Genomic DNA, 16,538 nt, shown 5'->3' with positions numbered 1-16,538 from the left:
GCTAGTGCGCCATCATTCGCGTCGGCAGCCAAGTCGCCAGCAGCGGGAAGGCGATCAGGATCACCAGGCGCACGAGATCCGTCGCTACAAACGGAATCACGCCCTTGAAGATCGTGGAGAAGGAGACGTCCTTCACCACGCTCTTGATGACAAAGACGTTCATGCCCACAGGCGGATGGATCAGGCCGAGCTCGACGGTCATCACGATGATGACGCCGAACCAGATCGGATCGAAGCCGAGATGCGTGACCACGGGGAAGATGATCGGCACGGTCAGGATGATCATCGCCATGGCGTCCATCAGGCAGCCGAGCACGAGATACATCATCATGATCAGCGCCAGCACGCCGTAAGGGCCAAGGCCGAGACCGGTGAGGAATTCGGTCACCTTCTGGGGTGTCTGCGTCACCGTCAGGAAATAACCGAAAATCAGTGCGCCGATCAGCACGGTGAACACTGCGGCCGCGGTGCGCGTCGCCTGGAGCAGCGAAGCCAGGATCTTCTCCCGATCGAGCCGTCCCGTGACCACGCCGATGATGAACGCGCCGGTCGCGCCAACGCCGCCGGCCTCGGTTGGGGTGAAACGCGGCAGGAACGGCAGGCCGTAGAGGCCACCGATCACGAACACGAACAGCAGCACCGGCGCCCAGATGTCTTTCAGCCCGGCGAAACGCTCGCGCCAGGGCAGCACCTTGCCCTTGGGCAGGAAGTCGGGGCGGAAATAGCCGATCAGGAAGATCGTGATCATGTACATGGTCATCGCCAGCAGGCCGGGGATGATGCCGGCGATGAAGAGCTTGCCGATGTCCTGCTCGGTGATGATGCCGTAGACGGCGAGCACGGTGGAGGGCGGCAGCATCGCGCCAAGGGTGCCGCCGGCTGCGATCACGCCCGTGGCAAACGATTGCGGATAGCCGAAGCGGCGCATCTCCGGATAGGCAACGGCGGAGAAGGTCGCGGCGGTCGCCACCGAGGAGCCGCAGATCGCGGCAAAGCCGCCGCAGGCGCCGACGGTCGCGATGCCGAGCCCGCCGCGTAGGTGTCCGACAAAACCGTTGGCGGCGCGGAACAGCTCGCGGCTCATGCCGGAGTTGCTGACGAAGGAGCCCATCAGCAGGAACATCGGGATGACGCCGAACGTGTAGTCGGTGACCGTGCGCATCGAGGTCTGGCCGACCAGTTTCAGCGCCGGCGTTGCGCCGACCAGATAGGAGAAGCCGGACACGCCGACGAGACCCATGGCCATGCCGACGGGCACGCGCAGCAGCATCAAGGCGAAAAGGGAGATGAAGCCGATTACGGCGACGGCATCGGTGCTCATGATTATTCGGTCGCCTTCAACTTGGGGTCGTGCATCTCTTCAGGATGGAAGATCAGTCGGTAGGTGCGGATCGCGATCAGCAGAACGGCCGAGACGTCGCCGATCCAGGCGATTGCGAAGAACGGCCAGGTCGGCATGTGCATGTCGAAGGTCTCGACATTGTCGTTGTAGGTGCCGCGCACCTTGTCGAACAGCGTCCAGGTCTGCACCGTGACGACGAACAACAGTACCAGCGTCGCGAACACGTCGATCCAGCGTTGGTAGCGCGGTCCGACATTGCCCCAGACGAGGTCCACAGTGATGTGGGTGCCGCGATAGGAGGTCGCCGCGATACCCCAGAAGATCAGGATGCCGAGCAGCATGCGACCGATGTCGAAGGAGTCGGGGATCGAATAGTTCAGCGTGTTGCGCAGCAGCACCGACAGAAAGATGTCGAGCGCGACGATGCCGACGAACGCGGCGGCGATCCATTCGATCGAATCGATCACGCGGTCCATCCATGAGCGCTTCATGGGTGAAGGGTCCTCAAGTTTGCAGGAAAACGGCGGCGGAACGATTCCCGCCGCCGCCTCTGTTTCGACGGAAACTATTCCGCCAGCGCGTTGTACTTCTTCAGCGACGCCTTCAGCTCGCTAAGCGCCGCGTCGGGATCGATGCCGGCCTTCTTGGCGCCCTCACCCCAGGTCTTGACCAGCGGCTCGGCGGCCTTCTTCCAGGCGGCGGTCTGGTCCGGAGTCAGCTTGTAGACCTCGTGATCCGACTCCGCCTTCACTTTGTCGATGCCGCCGTCCTCGAACTTGCCCCAATACTCGCCGACCACGCCGGCCATCTCGGTCGAGCAGTTCTTGTCGATCGCGGCCTTCTGCTTGTCGGACATCGCATTGTATTTGTCCTTGTTGATCACGAACACGAAGGTCGTGGTGTAGAGCGGCGCGTCCATGTCGTACTTGGTTACCTTGTCGATGCCGAACAGCACCAGCGAACCCCAGGGGAAGGTCACCGCGTCGGCGACGCCGCGCTCGATGATGTCGCGCACCTCAGGCGCGGACGACTGCACGTTGGTGCCGCCGAGCGAGGTCACGAAATTCGCCATGGTGGCGTGCGCGGGGCGGATCTTCATGCCCTTCACGTCCTCCGGCATCACGATCTTCTTGGTGCGGGAGTGGAAGGACGAAGGCGAGTGGACGAAGGCGAGGCAGTACTTGACGTCCTTCATCTCCTTCTCGGCATATTTGCGGTACCAGGCGTCCAGACCTTCCGAGCCACCCTTTGCATCCGAGATCAGGAACGGCAATTCGCCGGCACCGATGATCGGGAAGCGGCCGGGCTGGTAGCCGGGGTTGACGTAAGTGACGTCGGCAATGCCGTCGCGCGCCATGTCGTAATGGTCGAACGCCTTGCCGAGCTGCTGGGCGGGAAACACCTTGCCGGTGATGGTGCCGCCGGAATCCTTGTTCACTGCTGCAACCCAGTCTTCGAGCGACTTTTGCAGGGGATGCGACGCCGGCACCCAGTGCGAGACTTTCAGGTCAACAGTTTTGTCCTGCGCGAACGCAGGGCTCACGCTTGCTGCCAGCAGCAAAGCCAGACAGGCCTTCCTCATCTCGTTCTCTCCCTCTTTGTGACGGCGGGCTTCGATGGCCCGGTCTCGTTAGTTAACATGTTATCTAATTGGCCGGCGCGTTCAAGCCGGATCTGCTGCGTCATCTAAGTCAGCGATGTCGCATGGATTTGCCGCTGCCCGGGCGACCAGCCTCCCCTTTTGCCCAACCGTTATATGTTATAATTATCCTGCGCGGATCAACGCGACAAGCGAGCCGCGGCGAAAGCCTACAGGATCGGGAGGAGCAAGTATTGCGGACAAAAGTCGCAATCATCGGGGCCGGGCCGGCGGGCTTGCTGCTTGGGCAACTTCTGCACCAATACGGCATCGACAATTTCATTCTCGAGCGGCAGAGCCCGGATTACGTGCTCGGTCGCATCCGCGCGGGCCTTCTCGAGGAAGGGACTGTTGCACTGCTGGATCAGGTCGGCGCCGGCGCACGAGCACATGCCGAAGGCCTGTTGCATGAAGGCATCGAACTCGCCTTTGCCGGCCGTCGTCACCGCATCGACATGAAGGCCGCCACCGGCAAGACGGTGATGATCTATGGCCAGACCGAGGTCACGCTCGACCTCATGGATGCGCGCAAGGCCGCCGGTCTCACCACCGTTTATGAGGCCAAGGACGTGCAGCCCCATGATTTCGACGGCAGTCACCCGCGTGTAACCTGGCTCAAGGATGGTGTCACCCACACGCTCGATTGCGATTTCATTGCCGGTTGCGACGGCTTTCACGGCGTCAGCCGCGCCAGCGTGCCTGATACGGCGGTCGAGGAGTTCGAGCGGGTCTATCCATTCGGCTGGCTTGGCATCTTGTCCGAGACGCCGCCGGTCAGCCACGAACTGATCTATTCCAACCATGCCCGCGGCTTTGCGCTCTGCACCATGCGCTCGATGAAGCGCAGCCGGCATTACGTGCAGTGCTCGCTCGACGACCATGTCGATCAGTGGCCGGACGATCGTTTCTGGGACGAGTTGAAGCGCCGGCTCGACCAGGAGGCGGCCGACAGCCTCGTCACGGGCCCCTCGATCGAGAAAAGCATCGCGCCCTTGCGCAGCTTCGTCGCCGAGCCGATGCGCTTCGGCAAAATGTTCCTGTGCGGCGATGCCGCCCACATCGTGCCGCCGACCGGGGCCAAGGGGCTGAATCTCGCCGCCAGCGATGCGCATTACCTGTCAGGTGCGCTCCGTGAGTTCTACGACGAGAAATCGAGCGCCGGCATCGATGCCTATTCCGCCAGGGCGCTTGCGCGCGTCTGGAAGGCGGTGCGGTTTTCCTGGTGGATGACCTCGATGCTGCACAAATTCCCCGACAATGGCAGCATCGGCGCGCGCATCCAGCTCGCCGAGCTCGACTATGTCACGCAGTCGCAGGCCGCCATGACGTCACTGTCGGAGAACTATGTGGGACTGCCGTTCTGACCCTCGCTGTCATGCCTCGCGAAAGCGGGGCATCCAGTAGGCTGCGGCTTCTCGATTCTGGCCGCGCCGCCTCTGGAATACTGGATCACTCGCTTTCGCGGGCGATGACAGTGGTGCCGAGGCGGCGGCGCCGTCGGTTTCAAACACGCGCGCAAACTCCGTTTAAAACTTTGTAATTGATGCGTCCGTCACGTCCATCGCGTTCAATGCTGGCAATCGGCAACGTGAGACGCACATGACCAGCATCGCCATTCCCGAAGGCTTCGAGCCGCTCTCCCGCAAGAGCCCGCTCACCCAACCCTGGGAGCCGCTCTACGCAAAGAAGACCGACCGCTCCGTCGTCATTGGCCTCCATCTGGCAAGGCCGCACACCAACGGCCGTGGCTTGATCCACGGCGGCCTGATCACAGCGCTCGCCGACAACGCGATGGGCTATAGCTGCGCACAGGCGACAGGCTGGACCACCTCGTTCGTGACGGTCTCGCTCTCGATCGATTTCGTCGGCTCCGCCGAGGTCGGCCAATGGTGTTCGATCGAGAGCGACGTGATCAAGTCAGGCAAGACGATCTGCTTTGCCCAGAGCCTGATCAAGGCCGACGGCGCTGCGATCGCGCGGGCGAGCGGGACGTTCCGCGTGGTGCCAAAGAACGGCTGAGCCTAGCCAAATTTCCACTGGGTCTTCTCCACCACGAGATCGATGAAGGCGCGCACCTTGGCCGAGAGCAGGCGCGAGGTCGGGTAGACGATGTGGATGGGGAGCGCCGGCTGCTCGTATTTCGCCAAGAGGATCTTCAGCCGCCCACGCTTGAGGCCCTCGGCTGCCTGGTAGGCCAGCACCCGCGTGATGCCGCCCCCGGCTTCGGCATATTGCAGGGCGGCGTCGGCGCTGTTGCTGGTGAAACGCGGGGTCGGCGTCACCTCGATGTCGCGGCCGTCTTGCGCGAAGCGCCACGCCGTTGCTGGACCGAACAGAATGGTCTGGTGGCCGGCCAGCGCCTCCGGCGTCTTCGGCTCGCCGTGGCGCTTGAGATAGCCCGGCGTTGCTACCGTGACCCGCCGCATCTCGCCGACCTGGCGCGCGACCAGCGAGGAATCGGCGAGATGACCAATCCGCACCGCGGCATCGACGGCGTCTTCCACGAGGTTGACGAGGTTGTCCGACAGCCTGAGCTCGGCCGCCACCTCGGGATAGCGCTTGAGATAGTCGGTCATCACGGGGCCGACATGCAGCCGGCCGAAACCGACCGGCGCCGATACCACGAGCCGCCCGCTCGGCCGGTTGCGCTCCTCCCGGGCCGAGCCGTCTGCCTCCTCGACATCGGCAAGGATCCGACGGGCACGTTCCAGATAGCGTGTGCCGACGTCGGTCAGCCTCACCTGCCGCGTGGTCCGCTGCAGCAGCCGCGCGCCGAGATGGTCCTCCAGCGCTGCGATCAGTCGCGTTACCGCCGAAGGCGACAGCCGCAGCTTACGTGCCGCCGGCGCAAAGCCGTGCATATCGGCGACGGTGACGAAGACGCGCATGGCATCAAGGCGGTCCATGAGCATTATTGCATATATTGCAATTATGAAGTGTCAAGCCGTCTGATTGTTCTGAACGCTGGAAGGTCCATTTTACGCCAGGAGATACGCAGAGATGCGCCGGAATTTTCAGGAGATATTCCGATGACTGCAGTTCATACCTATGCAAGCGACGTTGCTTTCACCCCCGCGGTGAAGGCGATCCAGGCGCGCAAGGGCTCGCGCGAGGCCTATGGCCGCGTCGAGCAGCGCGGCTGGCGCACCGAGGTCGACGAGAACCTCGAGGCTTTCCTCGCTGAAGCCAACAGCTTCTACCTTGCCACCGCCTCGGCCGACGGCCAGCCCTATATCCAGCATCGCGGCGGTCCGAAGGGGTTTTTGAAGGTGCTGGACAAGCAGACGCTGGCCTTCGCCGATTATGCCGGCAACCAGCAATATCTGACCCAGGGCAATCTGTCCGAGAACCCAAAGGCCTATATCTTCGTGATGGATTACGCCCACCGTCGCCGGGTGAAGATCTGGGGCGAGGCGCGCGTTGTCGAGGATGACGATGCGCTGACGGACGCGCTGATGCCGAAGGGCTATCGAGCCCGGCCCGAGCAGGTGATTCTCTTCAAGATCGCGGCCTGGGACACCAACTGCCCGCAGCACATTCCGCAAAAGTTCGACGCCCCGGATGTCGCGGCGGCGCTGGCCGCGAGGGATCAACGGATTGCGGAGCTGGAGGCGCAGATTGCCGCGCTGAAGGGACAGACGGCCGCAAAGGGCGGCTAGTCGTCCACGTCGTCCTGCGTGCGGCCGAACAGGTGCACGATGCCGGGCGTCGCAATCGTCACGAACACAAATCGAGACAGATGATGGGCGCCGACGAAGATCGGGTCGATGTGCAGCGTGAGCGCCAGTGCCAGCATCGCGTCCATCGCGCCGGGCGCGAAGGCAACAACGACGTCCGAAAACTTCACCTGCGTGGTGAGTGCGACGATGCCGACGAAGATGGCTGAGACGGCGATCGCTACGGCAAATGAGCCGAGCGCAGCATTGATGTGGCCGGCCAGCGTCTTGATCCGCATCCGGGAAAAGCGGCTGCCGATCAGTGCGCCGATGCCGACCAGCGACACGCCGCGTACCCAGTTCGGCAGGCCGCCATCGACCCAGCCCGCGCCGTGCAGCACGCTGGAGGCGATCATCGCCCCGAACATCCAGCTTGCCGGAAACCTGATCAGCCGTAGCACCAGCGACGCCGCCAGCGAAGCGCCAACCAGTTCCAGAAGATCGAGCGGCGAGGCGATCGTTGCCGTCAGAGACGGCGAGGCGGAGGGCGCGAGGCCTGCGATCGCAAGAACCATCGGCAGCGCCGCGGTCAGGATAATCACGCGCATGGTCTGCACCACCGCGATACCAGGCAAATCGGCGCCGCGCTCGACCGCCAGGATGGTGATCTGCGAGAGCGCGCCGGGGCTGCCGGCGAGGAAGGCCGAGGTGCGGTCCCAGCCATGGACGCGCTGGAGGTAATAGCTGGAGCCGAAGGTCGAGCAGAAGGTCGCCAGCGCCAGAAGCCCGATGGTCAGCGGATAGGCGCTGACCTGCTGGATCAGGTGGCGCGAGACGACCGAGCCGAGCGAAATGCCGAGCAGCACCAGCACGGTCTGGGTCAGGAGCGGCGGTACCGAGAGCTGACGTCCCGCAATCGCGGCGATCCCGACCGCGATCATCGATCCGGAGATCAACCCGCCCGGCAAGCCCAGGGCAAGGAACGCCAGTCCACCGGCTGCGCCGATGATAAGCGTCTCCGCAGTGCTCAAAACCCTGGCACGGCTCGGCCATACGAACGGAAGGGAGGCGGTGATTTGCTTCACGCCGCCTTATCGCAAATCGGCGAGAGGCGCACAATTGCAGGCACGTCATGCCGCAATGCGTACGCCTCTCGCCGAAGGCGAGGAAAGGATTGTGACGGATTTACTTCTTGTCGGCGGCGGGCGCAGGCGCAGCAGCGCCGCCGGCCTTCGCGGTCTTGATGCACTCGGAGCGGAATTTCTTGCGCTCCTTGCCATGCAGGCCCTTGGCGTCCGCCTGCTTGGAGCATTCCAGCGATTCGGCCGAGTGCTCCTTCGGCGCCTTCTTGTCGGTGGTGGTGGCAGCATCGGTCTTGGCCGCCGGCGCCGCTGTTTGCGCGAAGGCGGTGCCGGTGGCGAACAGGGAGGCGATCGCGACGACGGCAAGACGGGAGGCGAGGGTCATGATGTGGCTCTTCTTGCGAGAGTTGCGGAGGGTCGCGAACGTCGGCCCGCCTTGCTGAACGCCACATGAATAACCCGAACGGAGCGGCCACTATATTTTGGCCCCGACCACCATCGCTTCCTTGTCCGAAGTCGCCGGCACGCTAGGATAGCAATCCTCGTTTTGCTTCCCTGAGGGAGACCAAGGATGACCATTCAAGCGAAATTGTTGTGTGCAATTGCGGTAACGGGCGTTGCCGCGCTGGTGGCGAGCGCACCGGCCCAGGCGTTGACCTCGCAGGAGTGCAGCGCGAAATATCAGGCCGCCAAGAAGGACGGCTCGCTCGGTACCATGAAGTGGAATGACTTCCGTAAGGCCCAGTGCGGCGCCGATGCGACGCCTGCTGCTGCGCCGACCGCAGCTGCACCGGCGGCACCTCCGCCTGCGCCGACCACGACGGCGAAGAAGGAAGCCGCCCCGGCTGCTGCTCCGGCGCCGACCATGCCGGCCGGCCCGGCGATCTTCCCGAACGCCGTCGATCCGAAATACGCCAAGGAGACCGCCGGCAAGGCTCGCCTCCACACGTGCGTCGATCAGTACAATGCCAACAAGACCACCAACGGCAATGGTGGCATGAAGTGGATCGAAAAGGGCGGCGGCTATTACAGCGAATGCAACAAGAAGCTGAAGGGCGCCGCCTGAGCTTCGTGATGACGCGGAGGCCGGAGCCAAGCTCCGGCCTCTTGTTTCAGTCCAGCAGTTTCTCGGCCGATCTCGCCACGAGCTGAGACCGCTTGCGCGGGCCGCGCTCGACGAACAACAGGCTCTGGCCAAAGATGAAGCAGTAGAACAGGAAGGCCTGCGCCTCGGCCTCCTCGGCCGCAAGGCCGGTCGCGCGATAGAGTTCGGCAACGTGACTGAGCCGCGCCGCATCGACACTTGCGACCGCCGCCGCGGCGCTCTCGTCCGAACGCGCCCATTGCCGGATTGCCAGCTCGATGGCCATGCCTTCAGGATTGAGCCGCTCGGAATAGAGCTGGATCACCGCCTTCAGCCGCTCGCGGGGCGCTTCGCCATCGAGGCTTGTCTGCTGGGCGATCGAGGCCGAGCGGCCCTCGCGCCAGTGCAGCAGCATGGCCTCGAGCAGCGCGGCGCGGTCCGCGAAGCGGCGGTAGAAGCCGCCTTTGGTGACGCCGAGATTCTTGGCGAGCACCTCGACCCTGACACCCTCGACACCTGCGCGGGCAAGCTCCTTGAACCCTGCCTCGACCCAGACGTCGCCCTTGCCGTCGTTCATGAAGGAAGCCTCACCGGTTCTTGATACGCTGCCGTATTGCTAACGCGATCGGCGCTTGATACGCTACCGTATCAAAATCAGAACGCGCGCGCGGGGGGGCTGATGATGGAGCAGGAGGCGACCTATCGCGGCACGGTCTATCCCTGGCAATGCGATCATGTCGGCCACATGAACATCATGTGGTATGTCAGCAAATTCGACGAGGCCAATTGGAATCTGTTCGCCCGGCTCGGACTGACGCCAAGCTTCCTGCGTTCGTCCGGTCGCGGCATGGCGGCGGTGCAGCAGAACATCACCTACAGGCGCGAGCTGCTCGCCGGCGACATCGTCCAGGTCCGCAGTCACCTGCTCGAGCTGCGCGACAAGTCGATCCGTTTCCGGCACGACATGACCAACGCCGAGACCGGCGAGATCGCTGCGTTCTGCGAGATCACGGCCGTGCATATGGACCGCGGCCTGCGCAAATCCGCCCCGTTCGCGGAAGCCATCCGCGAGACCGCGCTGCGATATCTTGTCGAACCGGTCGAGGCCTGAGACATGGCTGCGTTCGAGCCGAAGAACCCCGGCTATCGCGCGGCGGCGATCGCGATGTTCGAGAGACAGCCGGCGATGCGTACGCTCGGCATCGTGATCGTCCGCCTCGCGCCAGGCGAGGTCGAGCTCGCCATGCTGCATTCGGCCGCCTTCACGCAGCAGAACGGCTTTGTCCATGCCGGCATCATCACCGCGGGGCTGGACAACGCCTGCGGCGTCGCCGCCTTCAGCCTGATGCCGTCGGAGGCCGATATCCTCACGGTCGAATTCAAGACCACGCTGCTCGCACCCGCCCGCGGCGAACGCTTCGTCTTCAAGGCCGAAGTGGTCAAGCCCGGTCGTACGCTCACCTTCTGCGAAGCAAGAGCTTTTGCCGAACATGAGGGCAAGACCACGCAGATCGCCGCGATGACCGGCACGCTGATGGCGATGTTGCCTCGCGCAAGAGCTTCGCTCGAACCGCGCGCGGCCCGACTCTAGCAACATTGACAAGCCCTGCGGCGCATTCCTTGATGCGTCATGCTTGCGAGTCTCAGCCTTCTCCTGCTCTGCCAATTAATCGGCGAGGCCGTGGTCCGTAGCCTCGGCCTGCCGCTGCCGGGGCCCGTGCTCGGCCTGCTCCTGCTTCTGATCCTGCTGCTCGGCCGCGACCGGTATGCACTGCTCGCCCGCGGGCCGCTGCGGAACGACGGCGTGGAGACCGCGAGCAAGGGGCTGCTGGCGCATCTGTCGCTGCTGTTCGTGCCCGCCGGCGTCGGCGTCGTGCAAAAGCTCGATCTGCTCGCCTCTCATGGCGTTGCCATCATTCTGATCCTTTCGGCCTCGGTGGTCGTGACCTTGCTGGTGACCGTCCTGACCTTCCGCTTGGTCAGCCGTCTGTTGCGACAACAGGACGTCCAATGAAGGACAATTCGTTCTCTCTCTGGGTCTATCTGTCGCAATCACCGCTGCTGTGGCTGACGGTGACGCTGCTGGTCTATGCGACCACGGATGCCGTGTCGCTGGCGACGCGGCGTCATCCGTTCGCCAATCCGGTGCTGCACGCGATGTGGATCATCGGTGCGTTCCTGCTGGTAACAGGGACCTCCTACACTACCTATTTCGCAGGCGCGCAGTTCGTGCACTTCCTGCTCGGGCCCGCCACAGTCGCGCTCGCCGTGCCGCTCTACGAGAACCGCAAGCGCGTGGTCTCATCCATCGTGCCGATGCTGGTCGCGCTGGTTGCGGGCTCGGTGACGGCCGTGGTGTCGGTCGTGCTGCTGGCGGAACTCGCTGGCCTCCCACGCGATGTCGTACTGTCGCTAGCACCGAAATCGGTCACGGCGGGCGTTGCCATGGGCATCGCGGAATCCCTGCACGCGGATCCATCGCTGACGGCGGTTGCGGTGATTCTCACGGGGATCATGGGCGCCATTATCGTGACACCGCTGATGAATCGCACCGGCGTGACCGATTTCCGCGCCCGCGGTTTTGCTGCCGGGCTCGCCGCACATGGTATCGGGACAGCCCGCGCGTTCCAGGTCGACGAGATCGCCGGCGTTTTCTCCGGCATTGCCATGAGTCTGAACGCTCTGGTGACCTCGTTCCTGGTCCCCCTGATGGTCACGCTGCTGGTGCGATGACATCGTCCCCGCGACACTCTATATGAGACGTAACAACTGGAGGTCTCAACGCGTATTTGCGGAGATGGGACCGAAACGGGACGAGATATGGCTGGATATAGGAATAAGAGACTCATCCCGACGCGCCGAACGGCGCTGACGATGATGGGCGCGGGTGCCTTCGCGTGGGCCGGGACGACTTTGGCGCGTGCGGCCACCGGTGGTGACGAGGTGCTGACCGAAGCCAAGGTGCTGCGTGATCCCGACGTTCCCGTTGCCGGCAATCCCGACGGCAACATCAGCATCATCGAGTGGTCCGACTACAATTGCCCCTATTGCCGCAAGCTCGAGCCGGAGTTGCGCCAGGTCATCCAGGACGATGGCAAGGTGAGGCTCGTTTTGAAGGACTGGCCGATCCTCGGGCCGGTCTCGGTGACGGCCGCCCGTATCGCGCTCGCCGCCAAATACCAGGACAAGTATCACAAGGCCCATGACGCCATGATGGGCGTCAGCTCGCGCCTGACCGAATCGCGCATCAACGAGCTGCTTGCCTCGGCCGGCGTCGACATGGATCGTCTCAAGAGCGACCTCGGCGCGCACGCCAAGGACATCGACGCGATCCTCAAGCGCAACAACGAGCAGGCCGAAGCTTTCGGCTTCAACGGCACGCCGTCCTTCATCGTCGGCAAGTACCGCGTTCCAGGCGTGCTCACCATCAATGAGTTCGAGCAGGTCATCGCCGACGCCCGCAAGGCCAAGATGAACTGAATATCGCCATGCGCCGGTCCTAGCCAAGACGAAGGCGCCGCCGCGAACCCGCGACGGCGCCTTGTTCATGCCTGGCGGATCGAATTACTTCGACGAGATCCGGACCCAGTCTTTGTGCGCGCGATCGCGCAGCAGGTCCCAATCGGCCTTCGCGACGTCCCAGTTCACGATCGTGCGATTGGCGATCGCGACCTCGCCATTGGCGACTGACGACGTCTGCATGGAATCATAGATATAGACGCCGCAGACGAGCAGCAGCGCGCCCAGGATCATTCCGAGAAAAGTCTGCATGGCGAACCCTCCGGTGTGTCGGGCGGATAACGTCGGCCCGGAGCGATGGTTCCGCGACAGTGCGGCGCCGACGAGGACGCCTCGTTCATCCCGCGTTCAGCCATTGCAGCAGCTCGGCGTTGATCTCGCGCGGATAGGTGTGACTGAGATCGTCGATCTCGCGATAGAAGACATCGGCGCCAGCGGCGGTCAATGCCGCTTGCGTTTGCCGCGCAGTCTGCACCGGAAACATCCAGTCGAGCTTGCCATGGGTGATGAAGACGGGCAGGCCCTTGAGTCGCTCAGCGTCGGCCATCTCCGCCATCAGCGGATGGAACGTCGCGGACACCGGAGCAAGATGGGTGAAGGGCGAGGCGCCGTCGAGGCCGCTGACATAGCAGAAGGTGCCGCCGTCGCTCATTCCAGATAGCAGCATGCGCGAGGCATCGATGGTCCAGCGGCTGCGTACGGTTTCGAGGATGCGCATCAAATTGGGCGTGTCGGTGTCATCACCCATCAGCGCCCAGGTCTGCCCCGTCGCCGTCGGCGCCACCAGGATCGCGCCCAAGCTGCGTGCGTCGCGCAGCCAACTCCACAGAAAGCCGCGACCATTGCCGCTGCCGCCGTGCAGCGCAATCACCAGCGGCCAGGCGCGATCGGGCGTGTAATATTCGGGCACATAGACCGAGAAGCCGCCCCGGCTGCCGGGCTCGTTGTGATCATGGAAGATGCCGGTGTCTTCGCTCGCCCCGGCCCCCAGCCGCGACAGCAACGCTCCATTCTCGCGATTGGCGGCGTTGAGGAAGAAGTTGCTGACCGGCGGAAATTGTGTCGACAGCGGATACAGCGCCTCCTGCGCGCGAGGCAGATGGCGCAGCGCGCGGAAGACCGCGCCGAGATCGCCATTGCCGCGCTCGACGTCGCGGATGCCGGCAAAGGCCGACAGCGCCTCGTTGCAGGCGAGATCGAGCCGCTCGCGCAGCCCGGCGAATTGCTCCGGCCATTCTCCAATCGCAGCGCGCGCGGTTTGCAGCACGTCATCAGGCGTGCCGATCGCGTTCATGACCGAGCCGAAAGCCGGCGGATGCAAATGCCGGGCGAAGTAGCCTAGCGCTTCCAGCGCGTTGAGCAATGGCGGCAGCACGGCCACGATGTCGTCCACCACGGCCTCGGTCATTTCCGCTTCCTTTGACTGGATCAGTGCAGCTTCGGCGCCTTCAACAGCTTGAAGCGGTCGGTCGAGGTTACCGTGACGTCGAAGGTGACGCCTTCATGATGCGCACTGCCTTGGTGGTGTACGGTGAGCGGCACGTCGACGCCGGCGGCGCCAAGCGCCCACATCTTCTTGTAGAAGGCGGTCTGGGTCGTGACCTTCTCGCCATCAACGGCGAGGATGACGTCGCCGGTCTTGAGCTCGGCGCGAGCAGCCGGACCGTTGGCGGAGATCCCGATCACCACCACGCGGTTGTCGATCTCGGTCGAATAGAGCCCGAGCCATGGCCGTGCCGGCTTGTTGACGCGGCCAAACTTGCGGAGATCGTCGAGGATCGGCTTCAACAGGTCGATCGGCACGACCATGTTGACGTGCTCGGCCTTGCCGCCGCGTTCACGATCGAGCTGGAGCGAGCCGATGCCGATCAATTCGCCGCGCTCGTTGATCAGTCCCGTGCCGCCCCAATTCGGATGGGCGGGATAGGTGAACAAGGCCTCGTCGAGCAGATACTCCCAGTATCCGGCGAATTCCTGCTTGGCGACGATCTGGCTCGCGACCGATCGCGTCCGGCCTCCGGCGCCGCCGACCACGACGCGGTCGCCGAGCCTGACGTCCGCCGACGAGCCGAGCGGCAGCGGCTCGATGTCGAGCCGGCCGAGCGCCTGCACCAGGCCGAAGCCGGTGACGGCATCGAAACCGAGCACGTGTCCTTCCACCACATGTCCGTCGCCGCGATGAAGCCAGACGGATTCCGCCTCGGTGATGAGATAGCCGATCGTGAGCACCAGCCCATCATCGATCACGACCCCGTTGCCGGCCCGCTCGGTGCCGAGCGTTTCCGCGCTGAAGGCGTCCGATGGGATGATGGCGTGCAGGCCGACGACGGAAGCGAGCGCACGGTCCAGATCGAAGCCGTAGTCGCTCGCACGCGGCTGATTGGCCGGTGGCACTCTCCATTCGGTCAGAACGGTCATGGAGTTCTCCTGGCTGAGAGCATCACTCCGCTGTGGCTGCGGAACAACGCGCGAAGCAAGCACAATTTAGGCCGGAGGAGGCCATCTTGAAAGACTTGACCGCAACTATTCCAGGTGTCGTGACGCCGATTTCCAAAGTTGACAGAAATTGTTCGCCTAAAGTCGGTGGCGGTTGCCCGATCCGGCACCGGTCGCATGGCTGGTGTCCCGCGAGATGCTAGGCGGGGTTCAATGAAGCTGCTAACCATTGCCGCTTCGTTGGACCAAGAGATCACGGACCAAAGCAATGGATAACCGCAGCGACATCTGGCGTGGCATCGACACGATCAAGGGACGTTTCATCGATCTCAGCGACAAGGTCTGGGGTATGCCGGAAGTCTGCTACACCGAGGCGCGCTCCTCCGCCGAGCATCTCGCTGAGCTGCGCCACCAGGGTTTCCGCATCACCGAGAAGGTGGCGGGCATTCCGACGGCTGTGATGGGCGAATGGGGCGAGGGCGGCCCGGTCATCGCCTTCATGGGTGAATACGACGCGCTGCCAGGCCTCAGCCAGGAGGCGGGTGTCGCCGAACACCGTCCGGTCGAGACCGGCGGTCACGGTCATGGTTGCGGCCACAATCTGCTCGGCTCCGCCGCGCTGCTCGCTGCGACCGCGGTCAAGGACTGGCTCGCCGAGAACAAGGTGCCCGGCCGCGTGCGCTATTACGGCTGCCCGGCGGAAGAGGGCGGCGCGGCCAAAGCCTTCATGGTGCGTTCGGGTGCGTTCGAGGACGCCGATATCGCCATCACCTGGCATCCGCACAGTTTCTGGGAAGTCGCGGTGACGCCGTCGCTTGCCAACACCCGTGCCGACTTCATCTTCACCGGCCGCACCTCGCATGCGGCAGCTTCGCCCCATCTCGGCCGTTCCGCGCTCGACGCGGTCGAGCTGATGAATGTCGGCGTGAACTACATGCGCGAGCACATGCCGAGCGATGCGCGCGTCCATTACGCGCTGCTGGACACCGGCGGCATTGCGCCCAACGTGGTGCAGGCCCATGCCCGCGTGCGCTATTCCATTCGCGCCCGTGATCTTCCTGGCATGAACGAGCTGGTCGGGCGCGTCAGCAAGATCGCGGAGGGCGCGGCCTTGATGACCGAGACCAGGGTCGAGATGAAGATCATCTCCGCGGTCTCCAACATCCTGCCGAATACGCCGCTGGAGCAGGCGCTGCATCGGGTCATGGAAGAGCTCGGACCGCCGCATTTCGACGACACCGACAAGGGCTTTGCCAGCCAGATCCGCGCGACGCTCACCGACAAGGACATCGCGTCGGTCTATTACGCGATCGGCATGGAGCCGACGGATCGGCCGCTGGCCGATTTCCTGGTGCCGCTGGATGCCAAGCGCAACCCGCTGGTCGGCTCGACCGACGTGGGCGATGTGAGCTGGGTGGTGCCGACCGTGCAGGTTCACGCACCAACGGTTGCAATCGGCACGCCGTTCCACACTTGGCAGGTGGTGGCGCAGGGCAAGAGCGGGCATGCCCATAAGGCGATGGTGCAGGCGGCCAAGGCCATGGCCGGCCTCGGCATCAAGGCATTGACCGAGCCGGAACTGATCAAGGCCGCGAAGGCCGATCTCACGAAGCGGACGGCGAAGACACCTTATGTCTGCCCGCTGCCGGATCACGTCGCGCCGCCGCTCGATATGTCCGTAGCGTAGAATTCCATCTCGATACTTCGTCTGATCTCGCGAACAAATTTTTCGCAGTGCAACTAGGTTTCCAGCGGATTTTGACGCTGGAATGCCGAACCG

Annotated in this window: 20 protein-coding genes; 10 read left to right on the top strand and 10 right to left on the bottom strand. The window is 63.8% G+C overall.

The features are described from left to right. Nucleotide 1: 1 nt before the first annotated feature. From XH91_RS31565 to XH91_RS31555, 3 genes are all read right to left on the bottom strand, one after another. Nucleotides 2-1,321 (bottom strand): TRAP transporter large permease, encoded by a 1,320-nt coding sequence (locus XH91_RS31565; RefSeq protein ID WP_128954222.1) that lies wholly within the window; start codon nucleotides 1,319-1,321, stop codon nucleotides 2-4. Between the two features lie 2 nt (nucleotides 1,322-1,323). Then, nucleotides 1,324-1,833, bottom strand: coding sequence for a TRAP transporter small permease (locus XH91_RS31560; protein WP_128954221.1), 510 nt, complete (start codon nucleotides 1,831-1,833; stop codon nucleotides 1,324-1,326). A 74-nt stretch (nucleotides 1,834-1,907) separates the two neighbouring features. After that, on the bottom strand, nucleotides 1,908-2,924 hold the full coding sequence (locus XH91_RS31555) for a TRAP transporter substrate-binding protein (RefSeq protein ID WP_128954220.1): 1,017 nt from the start codon (nucleotides 2,922-2,924) through the stop codon (nucleotides 1,908-1,910). Between the two features lie 251 nt (nucleotides 2,925-3,175). Between XH91_RS31555 and pobA the strand changes: the two genes are divergently transcribed. Together pobA and XH91_RS31545 are read left to right on the top strand one after the other, a co-directional pair. Continuing rightward, nucleotides 3,176-4,345 carry a 4-hydroxybenzoate 3-monooxygenase gene (gene pobA, locus XH91_RS31550; RefSeq protein ID WP_128954219.1) on the top strand — a complete coding sequence of 390 codons (1,170 nt, stop codon included), beginning with the start codon at nucleotides 3,176-3,178 and terminating at the stop codon, nucleotides 4,343-4,345. 235 nt (nucleotides 4,346-4,580) lie between these two features. Then, the gene (locus XH91_RS31545) at nucleotides 4,581-5,000 is read left to right on the top strand and encodes a PaaI family thioesterase (RefSeq protein WP_128954218.1); all 420 of its coding nucleotides are present in this window, start codon (nucleotides 4,581-4,583) and stop codon (nucleotides 4,998-5,000) included. A gap of 2 nt (nucleotides 5,001-5,002) precedes the next feature. Here the strand turns inward: XH91_RS31545 and XH91_RS31540 are convergent, their stop codons facing one another. After that, nucleotides 5,003-5,887: a LysR family transcriptional regulator gene (locus XH91_RS31540; RefSeq protein WP_128954217.1), complete on the bottom strand. Its 885-nt coding sequence runs from the start codon at nucleotides 5,885-5,887 to the stop codon at nucleotides 5,003-5,005. Between the two features lie 123 nt (nucleotides 5,888-6,010). Here XH91_RS31540 and XH91_RS31535 point away from each other — a divergent pair, with 123 nt between their 5' ends. Then, nucleotides 6,011-6,640, top strand: a complete 630-nt coding sequence (locus tag XH91_RS31535; protein ID WP_128954216.1) for a pyridoxamine 5'-phosphate oxidase family protein — start codon at nucleotides 6,011-6,013, stop codon at nucleotides 6,638-6,640. Here the strand turns inward: XH91_RS31535 and XH91_RS31530 are convergent. Further along, the gene (locus XH91_RS31530; protein ID WP_128954215.1) at nucleotides 6,637-7,722 is read right to left on the bottom strand and encodes an AbrB family transcriptional regulator; all 1,086 of its coding nucleotides are present in this window, start codon (nucleotides 7,720-7,722) and stop codon (nucleotides 6,637-6,639) included. The two genes, XH91_RS31535 and XH91_RS31530, sit on opposite strands and share 4 nt — an antisense overlap. Before the next feature lie 100 nt (nucleotides 7,723-7,822). Further along, the gene (locus tag XH91_RS31525; protein ID WP_128954214.1) at nucleotides 7,823-8,104 is read right to left on the bottom strand and encodes a PsiF family protein; all 282 of its coding nucleotides are present in this window, start codon (nucleotides 8,102-8,104) and stop codon (nucleotides 7,823-7,825) included. Nucleotides 8,105-8,290: 186 nt separating this feature from the next. Between XH91_RS31525 and XH91_RS31520 the strand changes: the two genes are divergently transcribed. Beyond that, nucleotides 8,291-8,785, top strand: a complete 495-nt coding sequence (locus XH91_RS31520; protein WP_128954213.1) for a hypothetical protein — start codon at nucleotides 8,291-8,293, stop codon at nucleotides 8,783-8,785. 46 nt (nucleotides 8,786-8,831) lie between these two features. On the opposite strand, the gene XH91_RS31515 is transcribed toward XH91_RS31520, so the two are convergent. Beyond that, a complete protein-coding gene (locus tag XH91_RS31515) occupies nucleotides 8,832-9,380 on the bottom strand; it encodes a TetR/AcrR family transcriptional regulator (protein WP_128954212.1) in 549 nt (182 codons plus the stop codon). A 105-nt stretch (nucleotides 9,381-9,485) separates the two neighbouring features. Here XH91_RS31515 and XH91_RS31510 point away from each other — a divergent pair, with 105 nt between their 5' ends. From XH91_RS31510 to XH91_RS31490, 5 genes are all read left to right on the top strand, one after another. Then, nucleotides 9,486-9,914 (top strand): acyl-CoA thioesterase, encoded by a 429-nt coding sequence (locus XH91_RS31510; protein WP_128955054.1) that lies wholly within the window; start codon nucleotides 9,486-9,488, stop codon nucleotides 9,912-9,914. A gap of 3 nt (nucleotides 9,915-9,917) precedes the next feature. Continuing rightward, the gene (locus XH91_RS31505; RefSeq protein WP_128954211.1) at nucleotides 9,918-10,394 is read left to right on the top strand and encodes a PaaI family thioesterase; all 477 of its coding nucleotides are present in this window, start codon (nucleotides 9,918-9,920) and stop codon (nucleotides 10,392-10,394) included. Between the two features lie 39 nt (nucleotides 10,395-10,433). Further along, the gene (locus XH91_RS31500) at nucleotides 10,434-10,817 is read left to right on the top strand and encodes a CidA/LrgA family protein (protein ID WP_128954210.1); all 384 of its coding nucleotides are present in this window, start codon (nucleotides 10,434-10,436) and stop codon (nucleotides 10,815-10,817) included. Next, nucleotides 10,814-11,536: an LrgB family protein gene (locus tag XH91_RS31495; protein WP_128954209.1), complete on the top strand. Its 723-nt coding sequence runs from the start codon at nucleotides 10,814-10,816 to the stop codon at nucleotides 11,534-11,536. Before XH91_RS31500 ends, XH91_RS31495 begins: the two co-directional genes overlap by 4 nt. Nucleotides 11,537-11,623: 87 nt before the next feature. After that, nucleotides 11,624-12,283, top strand: a complete 660-nt coding sequence (locus XH91_RS31490; protein ID WP_128954208.1) for a DsbA family protein — start codon at nucleotides 11,624-11,626, stop codon at nucleotides 12,281-12,283. A gap of 84 nt (nucleotides 12,284-12,367) precedes the next feature. On the opposite strand, the gene XH91_RS31485 is transcribed toward XH91_RS31490, so the two are convergent. From XH91_RS31485 to XH91_RS31475, 3 genes are all read right to left on the bottom strand, one after another. After that, nucleotides 12,368-12,574 carry a hypothetical protein gene (locus XH91_RS31485; RefSeq protein ID WP_128954207.1) on the bottom strand — a complete coding sequence of 69 codons (207 nt, stop codon included), beginning with the start codon at nucleotides 12,572-12,574 and terminating at the stop codon, nucleotides 12,368-12,370. Between the two features lie 85 nt (nucleotides 12,575-12,659). Then, the gene (locus XH91_RS31480; protein WP_128954206.1) at nucleotides 12,660-13,730 is read right to left on the bottom strand and encodes a carboxylesterase family protein; all 1,071 of its coding nucleotides are present in this window, start codon (nucleotides 13,728-13,730) and stop codon (nucleotides 12,660-12,662) included. A gap of 20 nt (nucleotides 13,731-13,750) precedes the next feature. Then, the gene (locus XH91_RS31475; RefSeq protein ID WP_128954205.1) at nucleotides 13,751-14,740 is read right to left on the bottom strand and encodes a S1C family serine protease; all 990 of its coding nucleotides are present in this window, start codon (nucleotides 14,738-14,740) and stop codon (nucleotides 13,751-13,753) included. A 286-nt stretch (nucleotides 14,741-15,026) separates the two neighbouring features. Between XH91_RS31475 and XH91_RS31470 the strand changes: the two genes are divergently transcribed. Then, nucleotides 15,027-16,445, top strand: coding sequence for a M20 family metallopeptidase (locus tag XH91_RS31470; protein ID WP_128954204.1), 1,419 nt, complete (start codon nucleotides 15,027-15,029; stop codon nucleotides 16,443-16,445). Nucleotides 16,446-16,538 lie beyond the last annotated feature (93 nt).

Source organism: Bradyrhizobium guangzhouense, from assembly GCF_004114955.1.
GTDB lineage: Bacteria > Pseudomonadota > Alphaproteobacteria > Rhizobiales > Xanthobacteraceae > Bradyrhizobium > Bradyrhizobium guangzhouense.
Note: the sequence above shows the minus strand (reverse complement) of the source record. Positions and strands in the feature narration are given on the sequence as shown.